The organism is Mesorhizobium sp. M7D.F.Ca.US.005.01.1.1 (assembly GCF_003952545.1).
Classification (GTDB): domain Bacteria; phylum Pseudomonadota; class Alphaproteobacteria; order Rhizobiales; family Rhizobiaceae; genus Mesorhizobium; species Mesorhizobium loti.
Window position 1 is genome coordinate 3,718,337 of record NZ_CP034453.1, and the last position, 24,342, is coordinate 3,742,678.

A 24,342-nucleotide genomic window follows, 5' to 3' on the forward strand; every position below is an offset into this window, starting at 1 on the left:
CAGACTTGAATGTTGCGTTGCCGGTTGCATGTCGGCCTTGAGGCGGGCGGTTACCATGCCTTCGCCGGGATGTCGCATTAATTTGCTGTCACTTTTGTGCGACCGGCAACCACAGGTGGCATCTTTTTCGGGCGAAAAGTCACCTTTGCGGGAGCGCGAAATCATCGGCTTTTCATCGGCGCCGGGACGTGGTACCAGCCAGCGCCAATCCTGAAAGGGAAGAAACGAGTCGGCGCTGTCCATTCCGGTCCAGCGCTTTTTTGTATTCCGAGGGCTGGCCATGGCAAAAATCATCGAAACGTCCACCGGCGCATTGGCGCTGACCTTTGACGACGTGCTGCTGCAGCCCGGTCATTCCGAGGTCATGCCCGGCGAGACCGATGTCCGCACCTGCATCGCCGGCGACATCGACCTCAACGTGCCGATCCTCTCGGCGGCGATGGATACCGTCACCGAGGCGCGGCTTGCCATCGCCATGGCCCAGGCCGGCGGCATTGGCGTCATCCACCGCAATTTCTCGCCGGCCGAACAGGCCGAGCAGGTGCGGCAGGTCAAGAAATTCGAATCCGGCATGGTAGTCAATCCCGTCACCATCGGCCCCGACGCGACGCTAGCCGACGCGCTGGGCCTGATGCGCAGCTATTCGATCTCGGGCATTCCTGTGGTCGAGAACGGCGGCAGCGGCGGCCACAAGATCGGACGGCTGATCGGCATCCTGACCAATCGCGACGTGCGCTTTGCGTCCGATCCGGCGCAGAAGGTCCATGAACTGATGACCCGTGACAACCTGATCACGGTCAAGGAGAACGTCGACCAGGATGAAGCCAAGCGGCTTCTGCATCAGCACCGTATTGAAAAGCTGGTGGTCGTCGACAGGCAGGGCAATTGCGTCGGGCTGATCACCGTCAAGGATATCGAGAAGTCGCAGCTCAACCCGCACGCCACCAAGGACGCGCAGGGCCGCTTGCGCGCCGCCGCCGCCACCAGCGTCGGCGATGACGGTTTCGAGCGCGCCGAACGCCTCATCGATGCGGGCGTCGACCTTCTGGTGATCGACACCGCGCATGGCCACTCGCAGCGCGTTCTGGACGCGGTGACTCGCGCCAAGAAGCTCTCCAACTCGGTTCGCATCCTGGCCGGCAACGTCGCCACCGCCGCGGGCACGCAGGCGCTGATCGATGCCGGCGCCGACGCCGTCAAGGTCGGCATCGGTCCGGGGTCCATCTGCACCACCCGCATCGTGGCCGGCGTCGGCGTGCCGCAGCTTTCGGCCATCATGTCGGCTGTCGAGACGGCGCACAAATCAGGCGTCTCGGTGATCGCCGATGGCGGCATCAAATATTCCGGCGATCTCGCCAAGGCGCTCGCCGCCGGCGCAAGTGCCGCCATGATCGGCTCGCTGCTGGCCGGAACCGACGAAAGCCCGGGCGAGGTCTATCTGCACCAGGGCCGCTCCTTCAAGGCGTATCGCGGCATGGGCTCGGTCGGCGCCATGGCCCGCGGCTCCGCCGATCGCTACTTCCAGGCCGAGGTGCGCGACACGCTGAAACTGGTCCCGGAAGGCATCGAAGGGCAGGTTCCTTACAAAGGACCTGTGTCTGGCGTGCTGCACCAGCTTGCAGGCGGGCTGAAAGCCGCTATGGGTTATGTTGGTGGCCGCGACCTTGCCGATTTCCGCGAGCGCGCCACTTTTGTGCGCATATCCAATGCCGGACTTCGTGAAAGCCACGCCCATGACGTCACGATTACCCGCGAAAGCCCGAACTATCCCGGCGGAGCCTGACCAGTACGGGCTCGGGCGGAGCCTGACGGCGACGATCCTGCGGCTGTCGCGCCATGTGGGCGCGCTCTGTTTCCTGTCGGCGGTGGTTTTCATCGCCATGACGGTGCTGGAATTCTTCTACTTTCGCCAGTTGAGCGGTGGCTTGCCGTCACTCGACATGCGTATTTTCGGCTTCACCCCGGACGAAGGCATGGCCTGGCTGACGGCGCTCGGCCGGCGCGGTGGCGAGATCATTCTCGTCTGGCACTATCTGACCTTCGATCTGCTGTTCCCGGCGCTGCTGTCGGTGACGCTGGTCAGCCTGATCCTGGCAACCGGTCGGCGATTAAGGGCTTTCCGTGTGTTGCCGGGGCAGCTGCAGTCGATCTTCGCGCTGGTTCTGGTTCTGCCCTACACGCTTGCCGACTACGTCCAGAACATCGCGGTGGCGCGGCTTCTGTCAGATTTCCTGTCGGCGAACCCGGATTCGCTGTCTTTCGCCTCGTTGCTGATCGTGACCAAATTCGCGCTTTTAGCTATCCCGGCGATCGTCATTGCCGCCTTCTGGCTGGCAGGCCAGGCACGCCAGGCTTGATGCCGCACACAAAGCCCACCCGGGCAGGGGGCACTTCATGAACCAGACCACGATCTTTTGGCCTGTTCTGGCGCATGTGCTGCTGATCTACATCGTCTACTGCGTCCTGGGTCGGCGCAGATACGGCGCAGTCAGGTCAGGCGAAGCCAAAGCCGGTCAGTTCAAGGTGCGCTCGACCGAGCCGGCCTCCAGCATCACCGTTGCCGCCAATCTCACCAACCAGTTCGAGCTGCCGGTGCTGTTCTATGTGCTGTGCCTGACGCTGCACCTGACCAACGGCGTCAACTATCTGACCCTGGCGCTGATGTGGATTTTTGTCGCGTCGCGCTATTTCCATGCCTGGGTTCACCTGACGAGCAACAACCTGCTGCTGCGCAGCCGCTCTTTCTTCGTCGGAGCGGTGATTCTTCTGCTGGGATGGATCTGGTTCGCGCTGCACCTGCTCGGCGTGGTTTGAGCAGGTGTTTACCCTCCCCAAGGGGAGGGTAGCTCCGCAAAGCGGAGCGGTGTGGGGGTACAGCGGCTACAGGTCGAACACGGCGATCTTGCGCTTGTCGAACTTGATGCCGATCTCGCCGCGCACCAGCTTGAGCGCCGCCTCGCCGAACACCGCGCGCCGCCAGCCCTGCAGGGCCGGCACGTCGGCATCCTCGCCCTCGGCGGCGATGCGATCGATGTCGTCGCTGGAGGCCAGCACTTTCGAGGCCACGCCTTCCTTTTCGGCGACGATCCGCAGCAGCACCTTCAACAGTTCCGCCGCAGCGCTCGAGCCCTCGGGCGGCTGGAAATTCTTCGGCAGCTTCGGCATCTGCTCTTTGGGCAAGGCAAGCGCGGTGTTGACCGCGCCAAGCAGCGCCGTCGCCGTCGAGGAACGCTCCCAGCCTTTCGGCGTGGTGCGCAGCTTGCCAAGGGCTGCCGCGTCGCGCGGCGCCTGCTGCGCCACCTCGTAGATCGCGTCGTCCTTGAGCACGCGGCCGCGCGGCACGTCGCGTTCGCGCGCCTCGCGCTCGCGCCACGCCGCCACGCCCTGCACGATCGCCAGTTCCTGCGGCTTGCGCAGCCGCATCTTGAGGCGCTTCCAGGCGTCCTCGGGGTGCGGATCATAGGTCTCGCGCGAGGTCAGGACCTCCATTTCCTCGTTGAGCCAATGGGCGCGGTTTTCCCGCTCCAGTTCGGCGCTGAGGTGTTGATAGACCTCGATCAGATGGGTGACGTCGGCCAGCGCGTAGTCGAGCTGCTTGTCGGAAAGCGGCCGGTGGCGCCAGTCGGTGAAGCGCGACGACTTGTCGAGCCGCGCGCCGGTGATCCGCTGCACGAGCTGATCGTAGGAAACACTGTCGCCGAAGCCGCAGACCATCGCCGCCACTTGCGTGTCGAACACCGGATGCGGAACCAGATCGCCGAGATGGACAATGATTTCGATGTCCTGCCGCGCGGCGTGGAAGACCTTGACCACCGCTTCGTTGGCCATCAGCTTGAAGAACGGCTTCAGGTCGATATCGGGCGCCAGCGGATCGATCAGCGCCGTCACGCCGGGTGCGGCCATCTGGATCAGGCACAGAATCGGCCAAAAGGTCGTTTCTCGAATGAATTCGGTGTCGACGGTGACGAAATCCGACTTTTCGAAAGCGGCGAGAACGGTCTCGAGTTCTTTCTGGGTGGTGATGACGTGCATCAAATCGCTTTTGGCAGGAGTAAGGTCTTCCTAGATTTCAGCCGGCGGGGCTTTCGTCAAGCTTTGGCGCTATCGTCACGACCCAGCTGGCCCGTCGGAATCGGCGTTTCTCTTGGCCAGCCGTGCGAAAACCGTCGAGGTGCGCAACAGAGCGGTGAAGCGGCTGCGCCTGCCTGCCGGCACGCCGGACCGGGCCTGCATCCGGTAGAGGATGACGGCGATGAAGATCGCATAGACCATGGCGCTGAACACGAACAGCGCGCTCGGCCCGAAATACTGCATCGCCGTCGAGGCGGCGAACGGGCCGCCAATGGCGCCGAAGGAATAGAACAGCATCAAGGCCGCATTGATCAGCACGAACTCGCCCGTGTCGGCACGGTCGTTGGAATGCGCCGCCGACAGCGAATAGAGCGGCATGGCGAAACAGCCGAAGATGAAGATGATGATGAAGTTGAGCAGCGGATTGCTGCCAGCGATGAACACCAGCGCCAGTGCCGAAACCATCGCGCAGCAGGTCGTTATCAGCAGCACCCGGCGCCGGTCCCAGCGGTCGGAGAGGTAGCCGAGCGGATACTGGATGATGGCGCCGCCGAAGATGCCGACGCTTACGAAGGTGACGACATCGGCGACCGACATGCCGATCTGCTCGGCATAGACCGGCGACAATGTGCGAAAGGCGCTGTTGGTGACGCCGACCGCGATACAGCCGAAGCAGCCCAGCGGCGAAATCCGCCAGACGCGCGCCAGGTCGAGCTTGACGTCTTCGGGCGGCGTCGGATTGGAGCGGTCGCCAAGCGAGACCGGCACCAGCGACAAGGTGATCATGATCGACATGATGGCGAAGATGGTGAAGCCGCCGGCGCCGAAGACCGGGATCAGGAACTGGGCGCCGGTGACGGAACCGGTGTCGACCATCCGGTAGATCGCTAGCACGCGGGCGCGATCCTTGTTGGCGACGCCGGAATTCAGCCAGCTTTCGACGATGGTGAACAGCCCGGCAAAGCAGAAACCGCCGGCAAAGCGCACCGCGCACCACATTACCGGATCGGGAACCAGCACCAGCAGCAAGGTGCCCGCCGAGGCGATCGCTGCCAGCGCCGAAAATGCCCTGATATGGCCGACCGCCTTCATGATGCGGGTGATCGCCAGGCAGCCGAGCAGGAAACCGGCGAAATAGAAGGTGCCCATCAGGCCGATGTCGGAAGCGGAAAACCCTTCCTGCGCGCCACGCAGCGCGATCAGCGTGCTCTGCAGCCCGTTACCGCCGAGCAGGATGCCGGCGGCGAGAAGGAGCGGGATCAGCGGACGGATGGAGGACATGAAGCAATCACGTGTCAGTGATCCCTTCTTGAACCATTGCCTTGGCCAATGCCAGCGGCAATTCCCGGCTAACTACAACGAGGATATGTCCAATTGCTCGTGGCAGGTCCCCCACGCCACGAGAACGGTCAATCCTTGCCGGCCCGCACCAGCATCTTGTCCCGCGTTGGTTCGAGCGGCTCGTCCGCCGGCGCGGCGGATTTGTCCGCGGCCGGCCGCCGGCCAAGTGATCCAGCGGTCAGCAGGCTGAGGACGACGAAGGGGACGCCGATGCCAAAGGCCGAGCGGATGCCCCAATGGTCGGAGACGAAGCCGAGCAGCGGCGGGCCGAGCAGGAAAGCGACGAAGGAGATCTGCGACAGCGCCGCGACATTGATCGCCGCCGGCCGATCCGTCCGCTGGGCGGCGGCCGAGATCGCCAGCGGGAAGAGGGCACTGGTGCCGATCCCCAGAAAGGCAAAGCCCAGCATGGAGAAGAACGGCGCAGGCGAGAAAAAGATAATCAGCACGCCGGCGGCCATCATTACCAGCAGCACCCGCGCCACGCCGCTCGGCGAATTGCGGTCAACGAAACTGTCGGCGAAGAAGCGCGTGGTTGCCTGGGAAAAGGCGAACAGCGCCACGGTGAAGCCGGCGACGAAGGGGCCCGATTCGAACACGGTGCGCATGTAGATCGCCGACCAGTCGATGCTGGCGCCTTCCATGAGCATCGCGGAGAGCGTCACGGCCACGAGGACGAGGATCGGCAGCGTCGGCCGTGCCAGCACGGGCGCCTTCTCGCCGGTGCCGGCGAAGCGGCTCGGCGCTGGCTGGTAGCCGCCGAGGAACAGCGCCATCGAGATCGCGACTATCGGCACGATCAGCGCCAGATGCAGTTGCGGCGATATGCCGAGATGCGCGAGCGCCGCGCCGAACAGGCCGGCGCCGAAAAAGCCCATGCTCCAGAACGAATGCGCGCGGTTCATGATACGTCGCTTGACCAGGAATTCGGTCCTGTCAGCCTCGACATTGAGCATGATCTCGACGCTGCCGATCATCAGGCCGACGGGAAAGAGCATCAGGAAAAGCGCTAGCGGGCCTGGCGCATGCACCGCGATGGCATAGGCAAGCGCCACCAGCGGGACCAGGACAAGCAGCGCGCGGCGGAAGCCGACGCGCTCGAGAAGCGGCGTCGCCAGCGTCAGCGCCGTCAAGGTGCCGATCGGGGTTCCGATCAGGCTGAGCCCGAGGGTGCCATCCTCGATGTTCATGGCGTGCTTGATGTCGGGCAGCCGTGGAAAAATGTTGCCCATGGCGAACGAATAGATCGCGAACCCGGCATAGACGCGATGTTGGGGGGCAAGGTTGAGGCCAAGGCTCATCGCGGTGCTTTCAAAGGAAGAGAGACTGGGCTTTATCCGGCAGTCGGGCAGGCCCTTCCTTGCATAAACGTGCAAAACATGCAAGAACGTGCACAAACAAAACAGGATCATGCAATGCTGACCGATGAGCGGCATCGAATCATCCGCGACCGCCTGGCGGCGGAGGGAAGTGTGTTGGCCGGCGAACTGGCGACCCGCTTCGGCGTCTCGGAGGACACTGTCCGCCGCGACCTGCGGGAGTTGGCGAAGTCCGGTCAATGCCGCCGCGTCTATGGCGGCGCGGTCGCATCGGCGCCGTTTGCGGATGCTCCCATCAGCCTGCGCGGCGGTCACGCCGTTGAGGAGAAGATGCGGTTGGCGAGCGCGGCTGTGGCGCTGCTTTCCCCTGGACAGTCCCTGTTTATCGACGGCGGCAGCACCAACACCGCTCTCGCCAGGGCCATTCCCCGCGACCTCGAGCTGACAATTGCCACCAATTCGCTCGGCGTTGCCTCGGCGCTGTCCGATCACCCATTAGTCGAGCTGATCGTGCTGGGTGGCAGGTTCGTCCGCGACCTCGGGACCTGCGTCGGCGCCGATACGCTGGCCGCCGTCGCGCAGCTCGGCGCCGATCTGTTCTTCCTGGGCTCATGCGGTCTCGACGCCGCGCGTGGCGTAACGGCGTTCGATCCGGCCGAGGCCGAGGTCAAGCGGGCCATGGCTCGGAACAGCGCTGGCATTGTCGTCGCCGTGACCGACGACAAGCTGGCAACCGCGGCGCCCTACCGCGTCGCCGGGGCAGAGGCGATCCGCCATCTGGTGGTCGAAAAGACTGCACCGGCCGCAATCCTTGCGGATTTCGAACGTCAAGGCGCCGAAATCCACTTCGCATGAGGGCGAGGCGAGACGGGGCCGGTCACCGCACTTTGGTTTGGGGTTCGGCCGAAGTCCCGGGCTGAAGGTGAAAGAAGCGCAGGCGACCTGCTTGCCTTGACAAATCCAACCTCCCATGCGCTTTTCGCGCAAATTTTCAGGCCGGGCCGTGATGCTTCGGCCCGCAACCCAGCACCCCGGACTTTACCAATGACAATGCACCGTTACCGCAGCCATACCTGTGCCCAGTTGAGGAAGAGCGACGTCGGTTCGACCGTTCGCCTGTCGGGCTGGGTGCATCGCGTGCGCGATCATGGCGGCCTGCTCTTCATCGACCTGCGCGACAATTATGGCCTGACCCAGATCGTCGCCGATCCGGATTCGCCTGCCTTCAAGGTTGCCGAGACCGTGCGCGGGGAGTGGGTCATCCGCGTTGACGGCGAGGTCAAGGCGCGTTTGCCCGAGACCACCAACGCCAATTTGCCGACCGGTGAGATCGAGATCTTCGCCCGCGAGATCGAAGTGCTGTCGGCGGCCAAGGAATTGCCGCTGCCGGTGTTCGGCGAGCCGGACTATCCCGAGGATATCCGCCTGAAATACCGCTTCCTCGACCTGCGCCGCGAGACGCTGCACAAGAACATCATTGCGCGGACAAAAATCATCGCCGAGATGCGCAGGCGCATGACGGATGTCGGCTTCACCGAATTCTCGACGCCGATCCTGACCGCCTCATCGCCGGAAGGCGCACGCGACTTCCTGGTGCCGTCGCGCATCCATCCCGGCACCTTCTACGCGCTGCCGCAGGCGCCGCAGCAGTACAAACAGCTGATCATGGTGTCGGGCTTCGACCGCTACTTCCAGATCGCGCCCTGCTTCCGCGACGAGGATCCGCGCGCCGATCGTCTGCCGGGTGAATTCTACCAGCTCGACCTCGAAATGAGCTTCGTCGAGCAGGACGACGTGCTGTCGACCATGGAGCCGGTCATGCGCGGGGTCTTCGAAACCTTCGCCAACGGCAAGCCGGTGACGCAGAAATTCCAGCGCATCCCCTATGATGTCGCCATGCGCAAATACGGTTCCGACAAACCGGACCTGCGCAACCCGATCGAGATGCAGGCCGTCTCCGATCATTTTCGCGATTCCGGCTTCAAGGTGTTCGCCAACATCCTGGCCAACGACCCGAAGGCCGAGGTGTGGGGCATTCCGGCAAAGACCGGCGGCAGCCGCGCCTTCTGCGACCGCATGAATTCCTGGGCGCAGGGCGAGGGGCAGCCGGGGCTGGGCTATATCTTCTGGCGCAAGGAGGGCGACAAGCTCGAAGGCGCCGGCCCGCTGGCCAAGAACATCGGCGAGGAGCGCACCGAGGCGCTCCGCCTTCAGCTCGGCCTTGCCGATGGCGACGCCGCCTTCTTCGTCGCTGGCGATCCGAAGAAGTTCGTCTCCTTTGCGGGGGCTGCGCGCACGCGCGCCGGCGAGGAGCTGAACCTTGTCGACCGCGAGCGTTTCGAACTGTGCTGGATCGTCGACTTCCCGTTCTTCGAATGGAACGAGGAAGAGAAGAAGATCGACTTCGCCCACAATCCGTTCTCGATGCCGCAAGGCGGCATCGATGCGCTGAATGGCGAGGACCTGCTCGGCATCAAGGCGTTCCAGTATGACATGGTCTGCAACGGCTTCGAAATCGCTAGCGGCGGTATCCGCAACCATCTGCCCGAAACCATGGTCAAGGCGTTCGAGACGGTCGGGCTGGACCGCGCCACGGTCGAAGAGCGCTTTGGCGGCCTCTACCGCGCCTTCCAGTATGGCGCGCCGCCGCATGGCGGCATGGCCGCCGGCGTCGACCGCGTCGTGATGCTGCTGCTCGGGGCGAAGAACCTGCGCGAGATCACCATGTTCCCGATGAACCAGCAGGCCTATGATTTGTTGATGAACGCGCCTTCGGAAGCGAGCCCGCAGCAGCTTCGCGACCTGGCACTGCGCGTTGCTGTGCCCAAGAAGGACGCCTGACCACGCTCGGGCGATGCTTTAGAGAACCGCCCGAACCGATTCTTTCGATTCGCTAATCCCATAAAAAAGCCCGGCATCGCTGCCGGGCTTTTTCGCTTATTGAGATCGCTTCGATCAGTCTTCGTTGGCCTTGACGGTGACGCCGAGCGTCTTCGGCAGGTCGAGCGGGTTGGACATGGCGCCCGCCATGATCAGCGCGAACGGCACTGATGCCGGCGGCTCGGCCGAGATTTCGAGGCTCTTCGGATCGTCGAGATACTTGCCGACCGCGGCCGTGACCTGTGCCGTCAGCTCGGGATTGTTGAGCTGCGCCATGCCGAACGGCACGATCGCCTTGGCCTGGTTGGCGATGTCCTTGCCGGACATGCCTTGCTGCTTGCCGACATAGTCCAGCACCTTGTTGGTCAGCGAATCGTCGTCGAAGCGGATCGAGGCGCTGTTGAACGAAAGCTGCTGCAACAGGCCGAGCATGGCCATGCCTTGCGCCGAATTGTCGGCGCCTTCGGGCTGTGCCGCCATCTTCTTCTGCATTTCCTGCAGCGACTTGATGAAGTCCATCGTGTAGCCGCCGAGATCGAAGGTCATGCCGAGCGTGCCGGCATTCTCGACGGAGATGTCGTATTTCGACAGTTCCATCTTGCCGTCCGAAGGCTGCCAGGTGCCGGCCATTTCGAGATTGCCCGCGATGTTCTGGTAGCCGAGCGCGTTGATGACTTCCTTGGACTTGGGATCGTCGACCAGCGTCAGGTCGGCGTTGAACTTTTCCGTGGTGGCGGTGAATTCCATCGCCTTGCCGTCCGCCGGCGGCGTGATCTCGATGGCAAGCCCGTCCATCGAGAAGGCGGTCTTGTCGGCGACCTTGACGGTCATGTTCGAGAGTTCGGCGGACTTGTACATCATCAGCGAACCAAGCGGGCCGGTGGAACCATCCGCCGGAACCGTCATGTCGTGGATGACGAAGGGGCTGAGATCGAGGGTGACGCCATCCTTGCTGTGCGTGAAGGCAGCCGTCGACACGGTGGCGATGTCATAGCCGCCATTTGCCTCGGTGACGCCTTCGAGCTTGACGTCGCCGATGGTGAGCGCTTCCTTTTCCGCCGCGGGTTTGATGGCAACGCCCTGCAGCACCATGCTGGTGTTGTCACCGGTCACGCCGGTCCAGGTGATGTCGACGCCCTGGGCGGAAAGTGCTGCCTTCAGCCGGTCGGCAACCGCCGCATCCTGTGCGAGGGCCGCATTCAGCGGCAGGGTGAGCAAAAAGGTCGAAAGGGCGAATTTCCTAAGAGTTGAGCGTTTGATTGTCATCGCAAGGTCCCTGAGAGTGTGCTGAAATTGTTTTTCAATTCTTTGCGCCATCACCATTCCGTGACGAACTGGACGGGAAGAAGGCGTGTCCCGGCACAATGGTCAAAAATCACGGTGAAAGGCAAACTCGATCCCACCGTCTTTGCGCAAACCGGTGAATTTGTCATGAAGAGCCGGTTGCCTGATATCATCGTGCTTGGCCTTAGAACCCGCATGTAACAGGCTGATGTTGGTCGACATCCCTTGGCGGATGGTTTCATGTTGCAGAAGGGTCGGTATGTCGGCCTGCCCCTTGCTGCGAATCACCCGCTCGGTTAGTCCCAGCCCATGGGAAAAAGGCTTTTGCCGCCTGAAAATGGCGGTGGCGATCATATCGAGCCGGTCGATCTGAAGAAGGCGCTGGAAGAGCGCTATCTGGCCTATGCGCTGTCGACCATCATGCACCGGGCGCTGCCCGACGTGCGCGACGGACTGAAGCCGGTCCATCGCCGCATCATGCACGCCATGCGCCTGCTGCGGCTCAATCCTGACCAGGGCTTCGCCAAATGCGCCCGCATCGTCGGCGAGGTGATGGGCAAGTTCCACCCGCATGGTGACCAGTCGATCTATGATGCGCTTGTGCGGTTGGCGCAGGATTTCTCGATGCGCTACCCCTTGGTTGACGGGCAAGGCAATTTCGGCAACATCGACGGCGATAACGCCGCCGCCATGCGCTACACCGAAGCGCGCATGACCGATGTGGCGACCGAACTGTTGTCCGGCATCACCGAGGACGCCGTCGACTATCGGCCGACCTACAACGAAGAAGACGAAGAGCCGGTGGTTTTGCCCGGCGCCTTTCCGAATCTGCTGGCCAACGGCTCGTCCGGCATCGCGGTTGGCATGGCGACATCGATCCCGCCGCACAACGCGGCCGAGCTTTGCGACGCGGCACTTCACCTGATCGAACACCGGGACGCGCCGGTGGCGAAGTTGATGGACTTCGTCCAAGGGCCGGATTTCCCGACTGGCGGCATCATCGTCGACAGCCGCGCCTCTATCCTCGAAGCCTATGAAACCGGCCGCGGTGGCTTTCGCGTGCGGTCGAAGTGGATCCAGGAGGACCAGGGCAGGGGCACCTGGAGCATCGTCGTCACCGAAATCCCCTATGGCGTGCAGAAGGCGCGGCTAATCGAGAAGATCGCCGAGCTGCTGATGGCACGCAAGCTGCCGCTGCTCGAGGATATCAGGGACGAGAGCGCCGAGGACGTCCGCGTCGTGCTGGTGCCGAAGAGCCGTTCGGTCGACCCCGGCATCCTGATGGAATCGCTGTTCAAGCTGACCGAGCTCGAAAGCCGCTTCCCGCTCAACATGAACGTCCTGTCGCGCGGCAAGGTGCCCAACGTGCTGTCGCTGAAGGGCGTGCTGCAGGAATGGCTCGAGCACCGCCGCGAGGTTTTGATCCGCCGCTCGAAACATCGGCTTGGCGAGATCGAAAGACGGCTGGAGATACTTGCCGGCTATCTGATTGCCTATCTCAACATCGATGAGGTGATCAGGATCATCCGCGAGGAGGATGAGCCAAAGCAGGTCATGATGGCCCGCTGGTCGCTCACCGACAACCAGGCCGAAGCCATCCTCAACATGCGGCTGCGCGCTCTGCGCAAGCTTGAAGAATTCGAGATCCGCAAGGAATTCGACGGCCTGAGCGCCGAGAAGAAGCAGATCGAGGCATTGCTTGCTTCAAACGAGAAGCAGTGGGCGACGATCAGGTGGGAAGTCACCAACATCCGCGACAAGTTCGGCCCGGAGACCGAACTCGGCAAGCGCCGCACCCAGTTCGCCGACGCGCCCGAGCATGATCTGACCGACATTGCGCACGCCATGATCGAGCGCGAGCCGGTCACCGTGGTTGTCTCGGAAAAGGGCTGGCTGCGGGCGATGAAGGGGCATCTGGCCGATCTCTCGACGCTGACCTTCAAGGAGGGCGACAGCCTCAAGCTCGCCTTCCACGCCCAGACCACCGACAAGGTGCTGGTCTTCACCACCGGCGGCAAGTTCTACACCATCGGCGCCGACCGGCTGCCTGGCGGGCGCGGCCATGGCGAGCCGATCCGCATCATCGTCGACATGGACAACGACCAGGACATCGTCACCGCCTTCGTTCACGATCCGAAGCGCAAGCTGCTGCTGGCCTCGCATGACGCCAATGGTTTTATCGTGTCGGAGGAGGAAGTCGTCGCCAACACCCGCAAGGGCAAGCAGGTGATGAACGTCAAGGCGCCGGACGAAGCCAAGCGCTGCATCCCGGTCACCGGCGATCATCTCGCCATCGTCGGCGAGAATCGCAAGATGCTGGTGTTCGCGCTCTCCGAGATTCCGGAAATGGGCCGCGGCAAGGGTGTACGCCTGCAGAAATACAAGGACGGCGGCCTTCTCGATCTCAAGCCGTTCACGCTGGAGAGCGGCCTCTCCTGGCAGGATTCAGCCGACCGCACCTTCACCCGGTCGCGCGAGGAATTGGCGGAATGGATCGGCGCCCGCGCCTCGGCCGGACGCATGGTGCCGAAGGGGTTCCCGAGGACGGGGAAATTTGGATGACGCTGCTAATCTCCTCTCTCGAGGGGGAGATGTCGCCAAAAGGCGACAGAGGGGGTCGGTACGACTGGACGCGACCTTCTACCTTTGAAAGAGGATGTCGGCTCTCGACGCGCGGCGACCCCCTCTAGCCCGCCGGCCGTTCGTCGTTCGGAAAGCCAAGCAGTTGGCTTTCCGTCCGCTGCGCGGACCCTCCTCAACCCCCTCAAGGGGAGATCCCCAGCCATTTGGACTATCGTCACGATTGCTGCACTATATCAGTGCATAGAAGGGAAGGGTGTTTGGGAGAGGCAGGCGTTTGAAGGAAGCAAGAATCCAGAAACCGGAACGGCAGCAGCGCCTGTTCGGCCTGTCGACGCCGTTGCGGGCGGCCGTCATTCCGCCGCTGTCGGCGGCGCGCTGGCTGCTGGTGCTGATCGTCGCCGCGGGCGTCTATTTCTTCCATGGCTTCCTGTTTCCTGTGCTGGCGGCGCTCGTCATCGCTTTCGCCAGCTGGCCGCTCTACCGCCGCCTGCTTGTTGCAGTCAGCGGCAACCGCACCATCGCCGCGACCTTTGCCATCCTCTTCATCCTCGCCTTCCTGGTGATACCGATCGCGCTGGCCGGCACCTATGCGATCAACGAGGTCCGCGAATGGGTCGCCTGGGCGATCGAGACCAACCGTCACGGTGCCGTGACACCGCACTGGATCGCTACCATGCCTGTCGTGGGCGAGTGGCTGAACGAGCAGTGGACGACCAATTTTGGCCATCCCGGCGGCATTGGTGAACTGATCCAGCTGGTCAGCGGCGCCAACATCGGCAGCATCTATCGCGGCGTGCTGGCCGCCGGCGGCAGCGCTTTCGGCCTGCTCCTGACGCTGCTGTTCATGATGATCGCGCTGTTCTTCGCCTATCGCGACGGCGAGCATTTTGCCGGCCAGGTGGACCGCCTTGGCGAGCGCATCCTGCCGGCCAGATGGGAACGGATCTCGCGCGTCGTGCCGGCAACGATCTCGTCGACGGTGACCGGCATGACGGTCATCGCCATCGGCGAGGGGCTGGTGCTGGGCATTGCCTATTGGCTGGCCGGCGTGCCGTCACCGGTGACGCTTGGCGCCCTGACCGGCGTCATGGCGCTGATCCCCGGCGGTGCACCATTGTCCTTCACCCTGGTCTCGATCTACCTCGCTGCCAGCGGGTCGCCGATGGCCGGGCTGGCGCTGTTCCTCTGGGGCGCGGTCGAACTGTTCATCGTCGACAAGACATTGCGCCCGAAACTCGTCGGCGGACCGATAAAGCTGCCCTTCCTGCCGACCTTTTTCGGCCTGATCGGCGGCGTCAAGACCATGGGTTTTCTCGGCCTGTTCATCGGCCCGGTGCTGATGGCCCTGCTGGTCGCGATCTGGCGCGAGTGGCTGCGAGAGGTGGAACTGACCGACGAAATCATCCCGGGCTCGCCAGCCGAAATCGAAGCCGGCCCGCAAATCGAGGTCCTGCCGGAACCTGACGTGGCGAAGAAAGCCAGCGCCTGATCTCGAAAGCCGGCCTGCGCTACACCGGATGATGCACCGCAAGGTCGGCACGGCGCTTGCGCCCTTCATGCAGTTGCCACAGCGAATGCGCAATCAGCGTGACGATCAGGATCGCGCCGCCGATCAGGCTGTTGCGCGACGGCGTCTCGGCAAAGATCATCCATACCCAGACCGGCGCCAGAACCGTTTCCAGGAGATAGAACATCGCCACCTCGGGACCTGAGATGTATTTCGGCCCGTTGGCGAGGCAGAAGAACGCTATCGGCATGATGACGGCGCCGTTGAGGATGATCCACCATGGCGCCTCCACCTGAAAGCCGGTCTTCGAAACCATGAAGGCGGCGACGGCAAAAGGCAGCACCACCCCGATCAGCGCGGTGAAGCCCATATCCTTGCCGCTCGCCCGCGAGATGGTGATGGCGCAGGCGACGCACAGGGCCGAGCACAAGGCCATGATGTCGCCGAACAGATATCCGTTGCCGATGGAGTCGCCGACGATGATGGCAATCCCAACGATCATCAATGCCAGCGCCACCAGAGTCAGAGGTCGTGGCCGCTCCTTCAGGAACAGCCAGGAAAGCAGCGCCGAGAACATGGTGGTGAAGGCGAGGATGAAGACGAGGTCGGCGGTCGAGGTGTTGTAGACGGCGGTAATGAAGGCGATCGAGCCAAGCCCATAGAGCGTTGCTACCGCAAGTCCCAGCCGTCCGGGAACGAGCTGTGGCGCCCTGTCGCTCAACGAGCGCCACACCGTCCAAATGACAAGCCCGGCAAGAACGGTGCAGCCGGTGCGCAGCAGCAAGATCGTCCACGCCTCGCCATGGGCGAGCCGGATCAGCGGGATGTCTACGGTCAGCGTCAGTCCGCCAAATGCGGTGAGCAGAAGTCCTTTGGTGTGAGCATCGTGAGACGACATCCAGCGGCTTTCGCAATGAATTCGGGAGAGGACGGCGGATCGGCGCAATCGCACACTCTCCGCCAACCAGCGGAAAGACCGGCATCATCTCAGTTGAAAATGTTTAGGCCCGGACTTGGGAAAGAGTAATTAGCGTGTGACCGCTTCGTTGGTGTAGCGCTCCCAGCCTTTCGGGCCGAGATGCTCCTGCGGCATGAAGCGCATCTTATAATTCATCTTGCGCGAGCCGTTGACCCAGTAGCCGAGGTAGACATGGGGCAGGCCCATCGCCCTGGCGCGGGCGATGTGGTCGAGGATCATGAACGTGCCGAGCGAACGCTCCTCGAAATCGGGATTGAAGTAGGAATAGACCATCGACAGGCCGTCGGCCATCTTGTCGGTGAGCGCCACCGCGATCAGCTCGCCCTGTCCCTTGCCGGTGATGAAGGTGTCGGGCCCGCGCCGCCGATACTCGATCACCTTGGTGTCGACATGGGTGTCCTCGACCATCATCGCATAGTCGAGCACCGTCATGTCGGACATGCCGCCACGGCGGTGGCGGGCATCGAGGTAGCTGCGGAACAGGGAATATTGTTCGGTCGAGGGCTCGGCATTGTGCATATGGCCGACGAGGTCGGAATTGTGCTGCAACACGCGCTTCATGTTGCGGCTGGCGACGAATTCCTGGGCCAGGATGCGTACCGAAACGCAGGCGCGGCATGTCTCGCATGCCGGCCTGTAGGCGATGTTCTGCGAACGCCGGAAGCCGCCTTGCGTCAACAGGTCGTTCATCTCCGCCGCCTTGTCGCCGACCAGGTGCGTGAACACCTTGCGCTCGAATTGGCCGTCGAGATAGGGACACGGCGACGGCGCGGTCAGGAAGAACTGCGGCGACTGGGTCGGATGCTGCGTCATCGAGCCTTGGAAACACTCCTTCGAATCGCTCTACCTTTGGCGCGGACGGCGAAAAATTCAACAGGATTGTGGAGACGTGGTCGACTCGACGCCTTCATATTTGCGCTCAATCGGTTCGACTGCTCTTCAGAGGGGCCGTTTCAGCGGTCTGTGCGGCTGACGACCGTGCCAAGCAAAAGGTCGTGCAAGGTGCGCTTGCGGTCGGAAAACAGTGTCACCAGAAGGACCAGCGGCGACAGGATGACGTTGCCGGCCCAGAACAGCACCGAATGGACGACCGCGGTGAGGCCGTCGATCGGCCTGCCGTCAAGCCGGTCGAGGCGGATGCCCATCATCTTCATGCCCGTGGTGGCCTGGTCGGTGCTGCCCAGCGTGTTCCAGATATAGAGGATGGCGACGGCCGGCACCAGGACGCCGAACAGCATCCAGCCAAGCCCGAGGGTCAAAAGCCCGAGGAAGAACACCAATATGGCAAACGGAATGGTGAGCAGCGCGACGATGACATAGTCGATCACGAAGGCCAGGATGCGCTTCGTGCGCACGCCGTCATAGGCCCTGACATCGTCAAGCCTGCTGGTGATGATTTCGCCGTCGAGAACGCGCGCGTTCATGTCATTTCCTCGTAACAGGGCCCTGCATAGGGTGCGGGCCGCTCAACAATGAAATGGTGAGGGCCCGTCGCGGAATCAAGATCGGGCTTTTTGCGGCGCACGAACTCAAACAGCGTGAGATGCAATCTGAACCGGTTGAATTTGCGGCGCGGATGGCATTAGCTTGCTGCGGCGCAACAAAGCGCTCAGGGGTAGGGGACGGGGCAAGATGGACTACGACATGCTGGTCATCGGCAGCGGCCCTTCCGGTCGCCGTGCCGCGGTGCAGTCGGCCAAGCTCGGCAAATCGGTGCTGGTGGTCGACCGCGGCCGGCGTCTAGGCGGTGTCTCCGTGCATACCGGCACCATCCCGTCGAAAACGCTGCGCGAAACCGTGCTCAACCTCTCGGGCTGGCGCGAGCGCGGTTTCTACGGGCGCGGCTACCGGGTCAAGCAGGATATCTCGGTCGGCGATCTGGTCGAGCGCCTGCACAAGACGCTCGATCACGAGGTCGAGGTGTTGCAACATCAGTTCATGCGCAACACGGTCAAGAGCGCTCGCGCTGCGGTCAAATTTCTCGGCCCCAACAAGGTCAGCCTGACCACCGATACCGGCGATTACAGCGAGGTTGGTTTTGCCAATGCGCTGATCGCGGTCGGCACCAGGCCGCACCGGCCGCGCGACGTGCCTTTCGACAAGACCCGCGTCTTCGACAGCGACGAGATGCTGGAGCTCGATCGCTTGCCGCGCACGCTGACGGTGATCGGCGCCGGCGTCATCGGCGTCGAATATGCGACGATCTTTTCCGCGCTCGACGTGCCGGTAACCTTGGTCGAGCCGCGCAACTCCATCCTCGATTTCGTCGACCGCGAGATCGTCGACGATTTCATCCACCAGATGCGCGATCGTGGCATGACCATCCGGTTGGGCAGCGCGGTGAAGGAAATACGGTCCAAGCCGGACGCTGCCGAGGTGGAACTGGCCGATGGCCGCACCATTCGTTCCGAGGTCGTGCTCTACGCCGCCGGCCGCACCGGCAATGTCGGCAGCCTGGGCCTGGATGTCGTCGGCATCGACGCCGACACCAGAGGGCGTATCAAAGTCGATCCGCAATCCTTCCAGACCAGCGTCCCCAACATCTATGCCGCCGGCGATGTCATCGGCTTTCCGAGCCTGGCCTCGACTTCGATGGAGCAGGGCAGGGTGGCGGCCTGCCATGCTTTCGGCGTGCCCTTGCCGCCACCGCCGGAAACCTTTCCCTATGGCATCTACGCGGTGCCGGAAATCTCGACGGTCGGCCAGTCCGAGGAACAGGTGCGCGAGAGCGGTGCGGCCTATGAGGTCGGCGTGGCGCGTTTCCGCGAGACCTCGCGCGGCCACATCATGGGCGTCAACACCGGCTTCCTGAAGCTCTTGTTCTCGATCGAAACGCGCCGCCTGCTCGGCGCGCACATCATCGGCGAGGGCGCTACCGAGCTCATCCACATCGGCCAGGCGGTGATCAACCTCGGCGGCACTGTCGACTTCTTCGTCAACAACACCTTCAACTATCCGACGCTCGCCGAGGCCTACAAGATCGCCGGGCTGGATGCCTGGAACAGGATGGGGCGAGGGTAAATCTACCCTTCCATCTGGGCGAGCAGGGCCAGCATCACATCGGCCGAGGGCATCGGCAGAACGGCCTCAATTTCCGCCGGCCGTACGCCGGCGATCGCTGCATCGGCGCCGCCAGTGACGGTGCCGAGAGGTCCGCGAAACCCGTGCTTCGTCCAGGCGAGTTCCTGCAGCTTCGGGCTGGTCAGGGCCTCCAGCAGCCTGTCGGCGGCCGGATCGATGACGATCAGCGGATGCGCCGAATAGACGGTCGGTCTGGGGTAGAGGATTTCGGGCTTGGCGCCTATGCCGGTCTGCACCCTTTGCCAGCGTGCCGGATCGGCGAGCGCCCATTCGACCAGCTGGTTTTCATAGCCGACCACCATCGGCTCGGCGCCCAGGCCACCGGCAATGTACTGGTCGAACAGCTTTCCTGACGACGACGACTTCAGGCCCATGCTGCGGAAGATCGCCTTGGCCTCGTCACCGTGCTGGGCAAGCAGTTCCTGCGTCGCCACATCGCCGCTCATCAGGCTCAGCACCAGGCCGGCGAACATGAAGCCGGAATTGGATCGGTTGGGGTCGGTGGAGACGATGCGTGCCCGGCCGTAGAGTTCGTCTATGCCGAGGTTCGACCAGTTCTTGCCGGCCAATATGGCGTCAAGCAACGCCTTGAGGTCGAGCTGGTTGTAGCCGCCCTTGGCGGCGACCGTGACCAGCCCGCTCTTCTTCAGGCCTTCGACCACCGGTCCCCATGTGTAGACGACGATCGGCGAGTTGAGCACCACCTGGTCGTTTCGGATCGCCACGCCGCTTTTGCGTGCCAGGTCGACCATGATCGACGACGACGGCCACAGGAACTGCGGCTTCTGCGACAGAAGTGCGGATTCGCGCACCATTTCGACGGAGCCGGCGACGCGTGGATCGAGTTCCAGCCCGTAGCCGCCCAGCGCATGGACGACATCCGGATCGGCTAGGAAGGCCTGCTTCTCGCCGCCGATGAAGCCGAACAGATGCGCCTTGTTGCCGAGATAGCCACGGAACTCCGGACGGTCCTTCAGTGTCAGATAGCCACCCGTGCCGGCAGCGGCGGCACCCAGCAGACCCAGTCCGAAAGCGCGGCGCGAAATGGCCATCAGCGACCGATATCCTCTTTCAGCGACTCCTGTATGAGTCGCAGGTCAACGTCGAGCGTGCCGAGTTCACTGTCGGCCAGACTGTCGGCGTAATGCACGAAGGCGTCCTGAAGCTTGGTGATCACCGCGCCGACATTGGTCAGCCGCGCCTGGCTGGGCGCACGCCGGTTGGCCAACGCCGCGTAGCCTTCCGACACCTCGGCCGCCTGTGGCAAATAATAGGTGAGAAATCGCCGCACGGCAGGCGCACTTTCGGGCTTGGCTTCGACCCTGGTGATCACATCGGCGGCGATGTCCGACAGGTTCTTCACCTTTGCCGCCATGTCCTTGTCGGGAATGGTGCGGGCGGTTGCGGCCAGGCGGTCCGCCGCCGGCTGGGCCTGCGCCAGCAACTCGCGCGCAAACGCAACCCGGCTGCCGCCGATCGAGCTGAGGTCGAGCCCTTCGAACAGCTGACGCGGCGCCAGCACGAACACAAGCCCGGCAAAGACCAGCGCGGCGATAACCACCGACACCAGGAACGGGAAATGCGTGAGAAAACTCAAACCGATCAGCAGCACCGCCGAGACGAGGCCCGCCACGATCCAGTTCCAGTCGTTGCCGAACAAGCCACGCATCCTAGCCGCGCATCTCAGTTGTAGCCCCGGGCGGCGCGGAAGGCGCCTGCCAGATCGCCGCTGCCATCGAATACGCGCGCCGAAGTTGCCTTGGCAAGGCTGTCGAGCTGGCTCTTGTCGGCATCGCCGAAGGTGATGCCGAACACCGGCACGCGCGCCGGCGCGCTGCGCCACTGGCTTAGAAACAGGTCGGCGCTGCCGTCGGTGCGGCCATCTGTCATGATGACGATCGCCGGCAGATATTTCGACAGATCCGCTGTTGCCGTGATCTGCTGCAGCGCCTGCTGGGCACAGGCATACATGTCGGTGCCGCCGCCGGCATGCTGGTCCGCGACGGCAGCCAGCAACTGGGCTTGCCCGGCAGCATCGCCGGTCGCTTCGAAATTGGCGCGCACGGCACTGTCGAACGGCAGCACGAAGATGCGGTCGGACGGCGTCCATTGCACCAGCACCTCGCTGGCCTTTTCCGGCGTGAACAGGAACTGCGCCGCTGCCTGTAACTGTTTCTCGCCCTGGTCTTCCATGGAGCCGGAAAAGTCGAAGCACAGTGCCGTCAGTGAAGGCTTGCGCAAGGCTTCCTGATAGAGATCGAGCGCCTTGCGGATCACCGCCGGCTCCGGCATGCGGATCGAGGTCACCAGTTTGCCCGGATCGAAATTCCAGTCGGGTTCGGCCGCGGCCTGGATCGCCGAGCCGCCAAGCGGCAGCCGCCGGCCGGTGTCGGCGATGCGTTTGCGCACCGCATCCGACTGCAGATAGGCGAGCAGGTCGGTGAAGAATTTTTCGACCTCCGGGCCGCGCCCATGGTCGATGAAGCCGAGCGGCGAATCGCCGACCGCGACGCCGTCCGCCGGATAGACGGCATAGAGCGGCTCCTTGCCCATCTGCTTCAGTTTGTCGTTGGTCTCCTTCAGCGTCGCCTCATAGTTCCACATGGCGTCATAGACGGTGCCCTTGCCGGCCGAGTCGACATAGAGGTCTGCCAGCCAGCCCGACGAGCCTGATGAGCGCTCGACGCCTTGCAGCAAAGCGCTCACCGTCTCACGCACATTCGGATTGTCGAGGTCGCCGGGCTCGATCACCTCCTTGCCGCCGAGTGCGCTGGAGAGCATGGCGAGATAGGCGCTGGCGCCGGAATTGGATTGCGTCGCCGACGTCATCAGGAACTTGAGCTTGCCGTCCTTCACCGCGGCCAGAATGTCTTTCATGAAAACATCCTTGCCGACCCAGCCGAGCTCCGCGGCCTTGGATTTGCGCACGCCGAGAATGACCGGCATCTGCGCGATCGAGGTCAGGTTGCGCACCTTGCGGCCTGAATCGAACAGGTCGACCCAGACACTCGAGGCCGGCCAGACCGCATCCTGGTCGAGCCCGGCGGGCCGTTGCAGGCCAAGGCCGATGTCGAGCGAGCCCTCATAGGCAAAGGTGCATGTGGCACCCTGCTTGTCGCAGAATTCCTGAACGATCGGCTGCAGGACAGTGTTTTCCGAGCCCGATACGATCGAGAATTTGACGTGGCTGGCGTTGCAGGCCGCGAGCAGAACCGCCAGGGCCAGCAGCAGAACGGACGTCAGCGTCTTCGGCATGGCGGTTCCGATCAGGCCTGGGTCAGCGCTTTCTTCAGATCGATCGTCATCTGGTCCATCTGCTTTTCAGCATCGGCCCGCTTCTGGCGACCCTCCTGCTGGACCTTCAGCACGCCCTGCACGGTGTCGATGAGATCGCGGTTGGCCTGCGCCAGCGTCTCGACATCGACAATGCCGCGCTGCGCCTGTTCTTCGATCGAGATCGCCTGATCCTTCATCATCTTGGAGGTCTGCCGGATCATCTCATTGGTGGCGTCCGTCACCGTCTTTTGCAGTTCGAGCGCCGATTTCTGATTGGTCAGCCCAAGCAGGATGACCATTTTCTGCTTCCAGGCCGGCACGGTGAGCGCCGAGGTCGCCTGCAGGTTCTCGATCAGCGTCTCGTCGCCGGACTGGACGATGCGGATCTGCGGCAGTTGCTGGATGCCGAGCTGGCGCGCCTGCACCAGATAGAAGACGCGCTTTTCCAGACGATCCAGCGCCTGGACCGCATCCTGATAGGTCTGCGCCTCCAGCGTGCCGCCGACATCGCCGCTGGCCGAATCCGCCGCGGCCTTCAGCTTGGGCAATTCGTTGGTGCGATAGTCGTCGACGAATTTCTTGCCTGCCTGCACATAGGCGTCGAGCTTGAGGATCGAGTCCTTGGTCTGCTCATGCAGGTCGTCGAGCACGGCGATGTCGCGCCGCAGCGTATCCTTGTGGCGGTCGAGTTCGAGGCCGATGCGGTCGATCTGGCCGGCAACATCCTCGTATTTTTCCTTGAAGCGTTCGAGCCGCGCCTTGAAGGAGGAAAACAGATTGCCGAGAAACCCTTCGTCCTTCAGCGAAGCCGGATCGAGGTTCTTGGCCTTCATGATGATGTCGGTCAGCAGATTTCCGGTGTCGCCGAGATCGCGATTGCGAAGCTGACCCAGAATCTTGTCGGCATAGTCGCTGACAGCCTGCTGGGCACGGTCGCCATAGACCGAAATGCCGGCGCGATCCCTGACGTCGATCGTGCTTTCGATCCTGGCGATGTCGGACGGGTCGGCAACGATTGCCGGCAATGTCGAGGTGTCGTCGAGCAGAGTGATGCTGTTCTTGTCGGCCATGCAGACCTCCCCTCAAAATGAACAGTATCTCCATAGGCTGTGTGTGACAGGGATATGTCGGCATTGTGGATAAGGGAAGGGGCCGACCCGGCTCTGGGCGCAAAACATGCGGGTTTCAGCCTGAAAACGGGCAAGGTTTGCAGGGATTCGATCCGGTGGACAAGCTCATTCCGCCGGCTACTGTCCATCAGTCTTGTGCGACGGTGGCTGGCGCTGTCAGCCATTGCCTGACGATCGCCGCGTCGGCGCTGCCGAATTCATGACCCGATGCAACAATCCGGGCATCGATCTCGGCGCCATGCTGGCTGAGCAATGTCACCAGCGCCGGCGCGAAGGGCGCATAGGTGAGATCCGCGGCGCCGGCGATGATGAGCGCTCGCACCTTTGACAGATCCGTCGCCGGCACGTCATCGAGCACCGGCATCGGTCTCAGCAGCGCTGCGCGTTCGACGAGGCCCGGACGCAGCAGCATCAGGCTCGAAACCAGATTGGCGCCGTTCGAATAGCCGAGGAACATCGTGCGGGAGAGGTCGAGATGATGGCGTGCGGCCGCGTCAGCAACGAAACCCGCAAAGGCCTCGGTTTCGGTGCGGATGCTTGCCTGTTCGAAGCGCGTCGGCGTGATGCGCGCGAACCAGCGGAAACCATCCTCCTGGACGATGCGGCCGCGCACCGCGATCAGCACGGCATGCGGCGCGATCTCTCGTGCCAGCGGCACCAATGTGGTCTCGTCGACACCCGACCCATGCAGCAGGAAGAGGCATTCGTCGGTTGAATCCGCAGGGCTGTAAAGGCGGTAGCTGAAGGCGAGATCACGCAGCAGCGCACCATCTTGTGAGGTCCTTTCGGTCATGGCCTCATCCTTTTGATTCCATGATGATTCCCATCAGTTTGCCGGCTTCAAAACGCAATATTTTCAAGCTCCGCGAAAGTTGATTGAACCGGGCGCAT

The 24,342-nt window shown here is 63.0% G+C and carries 21 protein-coding genes; 8 read left to right on the forward strand and 13 right to left on the reverse strand.

Annotation, left to right across the window (positions count from 1 at the left end; translation table 11 throughout):
• Positions 1-280: 280 nt before the first annotated feature.
• Genes guaB through EJ076_RS17720 form a run of 3 tightly spaced genes read left to right on the forward strand, consistent with a single transcriptional unit; the run spans position 281 to position 2,814 of the window.
• Positions 281-1,783, forward strand: a complete 1,503-nt coding sequence (gene guaB, locus EJ076_RS17710; protein WP_109668522.1) for an IMP dehydrogenase — start codon at positions 281-283, stop codon at positions 1,781-1,783.
• Positions 1,734-2,357: a hypothetical protein gene (locus tag EJ076_RS17715; protein WP_126068766.1), complete on the forward strand. Its 624-nt coding sequence runs from the start codon at positions 1,734-1,736 to the stop codon at positions 2,355-2,357. The genes guaB and EJ076_RS17715 overlap by 50 nt, the downstream gene beginning before the upstream one ends.
• Positions 2,358-2,394: 37 nt before the next feature.
• Positions 2,395-2,814, forward strand: coding sequence for an MAPEG family protein (locus EJ076_RS17720; protein ID WP_126068767.1), 420 nt, complete (start codon positions 2,395-2,397; stop codon positions 2,812-2,814).
• A 66-nt stretch (positions 2,815-2,880) separates the two neighbouring features.
• On the opposite strand, the gene rnd is transcribed toward EJ076_RS17720, so the two are convergent.
• The 3 genes from rnd to EJ076_RS17735 form a co-directional block, all read right to left on the reverse strand.
• Positions 2,881-4,032: a ribonuclease D gene (gene rnd, locus EJ076_RS17725; protein WP_109668530.1), complete on the reverse strand. Its 1,152-nt coding sequence runs from the start codon at positions 4,030-4,032 to the stop codon at positions 2,881-2,883.
• Between the two features lie 75 nt (positions 4,033-4,107).
• A complete protein-coding gene (locus EJ076_RS17730) occupies positions 4,108-5,352 on the reverse strand; it encodes an MFS transporter (RefSeq protein WP_109668533.1) in 1,245 nt (414 codons plus the stop codon).
• Positions 5,353-5,480: 128 nt separating this feature from the next.
• On the reverse strand, positions 5,481-6,713 hold the full coding sequence (locus tag EJ076_RS17735) for an MFS transporter (protein ID WP_109668536.1): 1,233 nt from the start codon (positions 6,711-6,713) through the stop codon (positions 5,481-5,483).
• A 114-nt stretch (positions 6,714-6,827) separates the two neighbouring features.
• On the opposite strand from EJ076_RS17735, the gene EJ076_RS17740 reads away from it, so the two are divergent.
• Positions 6,828-7,586 (forward strand): DeoR/GlpR family DNA-binding transcription regulator, encoded by a 759-nt coding sequence (locus EJ076_RS17740; protein WP_109668539.1) that lies wholly within the window; start codon positions 6,828-6,830, stop codon positions 7,584-7,586.
• 195 nt (positions 7,587-7,781) lie between these two features.
• The gene (aspS, locus tag EJ076_RS17745) at positions 7,782-9,572 is read left to right on the forward strand and encodes an aspartate--tRNA ligase (protein WP_164548861.1); all 1,791 of its coding nucleotides are present in this window, start codon (positions 7,782-7,784) and stop codon (positions 9,570-9,572) included.
• A gap of 114 nt (positions 9,573-9,686) precedes the next feature.
• Here aspS and EJ076_RS17750 read toward each other — a convergent pair whose 3' ends face one another.
• A complete protein-coding gene (locus tag EJ076_RS17750; RefSeq protein WP_109668544.1) occupies positions 9,687-10,877 on the reverse strand; it encodes a hypothetical protein in 1,191 nt (396 codons plus the stop codon).
• A 102-nt stretch (positions 10,878-10,979) separates the two neighbouring features.
• The gene (locus EJ076_RS17755) at positions 10,980-11,249 is read right to left on the reverse strand and encodes a hypothetical protein (protein WP_126068768.1); all 270 of its coding nucleotides are present in this window, start codon (positions 11,247-11,249) and stop codon (positions 10,980-10,982) included.
• Between EJ076_RS17755 and parC the strand changes: the two genes are divergently transcribed.
• Both parC and EJ076_RS17765 read left to right on the forward strand, forming a co-directional pair.
• Positions 11,205-13,457 (forward strand): DNA topoisomerase IV subunit A, encoded by a 2,253-nt coding sequence (gene parC / locus EJ076_RS17760; protein WP_109668549.1) that lies wholly within the window; start codon positions 11,205-11,207, stop codon positions 13,455-13,457. The genes EJ076_RS17755 and parC overlap by 45 nt on opposite strands.
• A gap of 295 nt (positions 13,458-13,752) precedes the next feature.
• Positions 13,753-14,967, forward strand: coding sequence for an AI-2E family transporter (locus EJ076_RS17765; RefSeq protein ID WP_109668551.1), 1,215 nt, complete (start codon positions 13,753-13,755; stop codon positions 14,965-14,967).
• Between the two features lie 19 nt (positions 14,968-14,986).
• On the opposite strand, the gene EJ076_RS17770 is transcribed toward EJ076_RS17765, so the two are convergent.
• The 3 genes from EJ076_RS17770 to EJ076_RS17780 form a co-directional block, all read right to left on the reverse strand.
• Positions 14,987-15,883, reverse strand: coding sequence for an EamA family transporter (locus tag EJ076_RS17770; RefSeq protein ID WP_109668553.1), 897 nt, complete (start codon positions 15,881-15,883; stop codon positions 14,987-14,989).
• A 129-nt stretch (positions 15,884-16,012) separates the two neighbouring features.
• Positions 16,013-16,777: an arginyltransferase gene (locus EJ076_RS17775; protein WP_109668555.1), complete on the reverse strand. Its 765-nt coding sequence runs from the start codon at positions 16,775-16,777 to the stop codon at positions 16,013-16,015.
• A gap of 140 nt (positions 16,778-16,917) precedes the next feature.
• The gene (locus tag EJ076_RS17780; RefSeq protein WP_109668557.1) at positions 16,918-17,388 is read right to left on the reverse strand and encodes an RDD family protein; all 471 of its coding nucleotides are present in this window, start codon (positions 17,386-17,388) and stop codon (positions 16,918-16,920) included.
• Between the two features lie 208 nt (positions 17,389-17,596).
• On the opposite strand from EJ076_RS17780, the gene sthA reads away from it, so the two are divergent.
• Positions 17,597-18,985 carry a Si-specific NAD(P)(+) transhydrogenase gene (sthA, locus tag EJ076_RS17785; RefSeq protein WP_109668559.1) on the forward strand — a complete coding sequence of 463 codons (1,389 nt, stop codon included), beginning with the start codon at positions 17,597-17,599 and terminating at the stop codon, positions 18,983-18,985.
• 2 nt (positions 18,986-18,987) lie between these two features.
• Here sthA and EJ076_RS17790 read toward each other — a convergent pair whose 3' ends face one another.
• From EJ076_RS17790 to EJ076_RS17810, 5 genes are all read right to left on the reverse strand, one after another.
• Entirely contained in the window at positions 18,988-20,097 is a 1,110-nt protein-coding gene (locus EJ076_RS17790) for a substrate-binding domain-containing protein (protein WP_126068769.1), read from the reverse strand.
• On the reverse strand, positions 20,097-20,714 hold the full coding sequence (locus tag EJ076_RS17795) for a 5-bromo-4-chloroindolyl phosphate hydrolysis family protein (protein WP_109668563.1): 618 nt from the start codon (positions 20,712-20,714) through the stop codon (positions 20,097-20,099). Before EJ076_RS17795 ends, EJ076_RS17790 begins: the two co-directional genes overlap by 1 nt.
• A gap of 14 nt (positions 20,715-20,728) precedes the next feature.
• On the reverse strand, positions 20,729-22,300 hold the full coding sequence (locus EJ076_RS17800) for a substrate-binding domain-containing protein (protein WP_126068770.1): 1,572 nt from the start codon (positions 22,298-22,300) through the stop codon (positions 20,729-20,731).
• 11 nt (positions 22,301-22,311) lie between these two features.
• Entirely contained in the window at positions 22,312-23,391 is a 1,080-nt protein-coding gene (locus EJ076_RS17805) for a toxic anion resistance protein (protein WP_109668567.1), read from the reverse strand.
• Positions 23,392-23,578: 187 nt separating this feature from the next.
• Complete coding sequence (locus EJ076_RS17810; protein WP_109668569.1) at positions 23,579-24,244, reverse strand: alpha/beta hydrolase; 666 nt, start codon at positions 24,242-24,244, stop codon at positions 23,579-23,581.
• Positions 24,245-24,342: the final 98 nt, after the last annotated feature.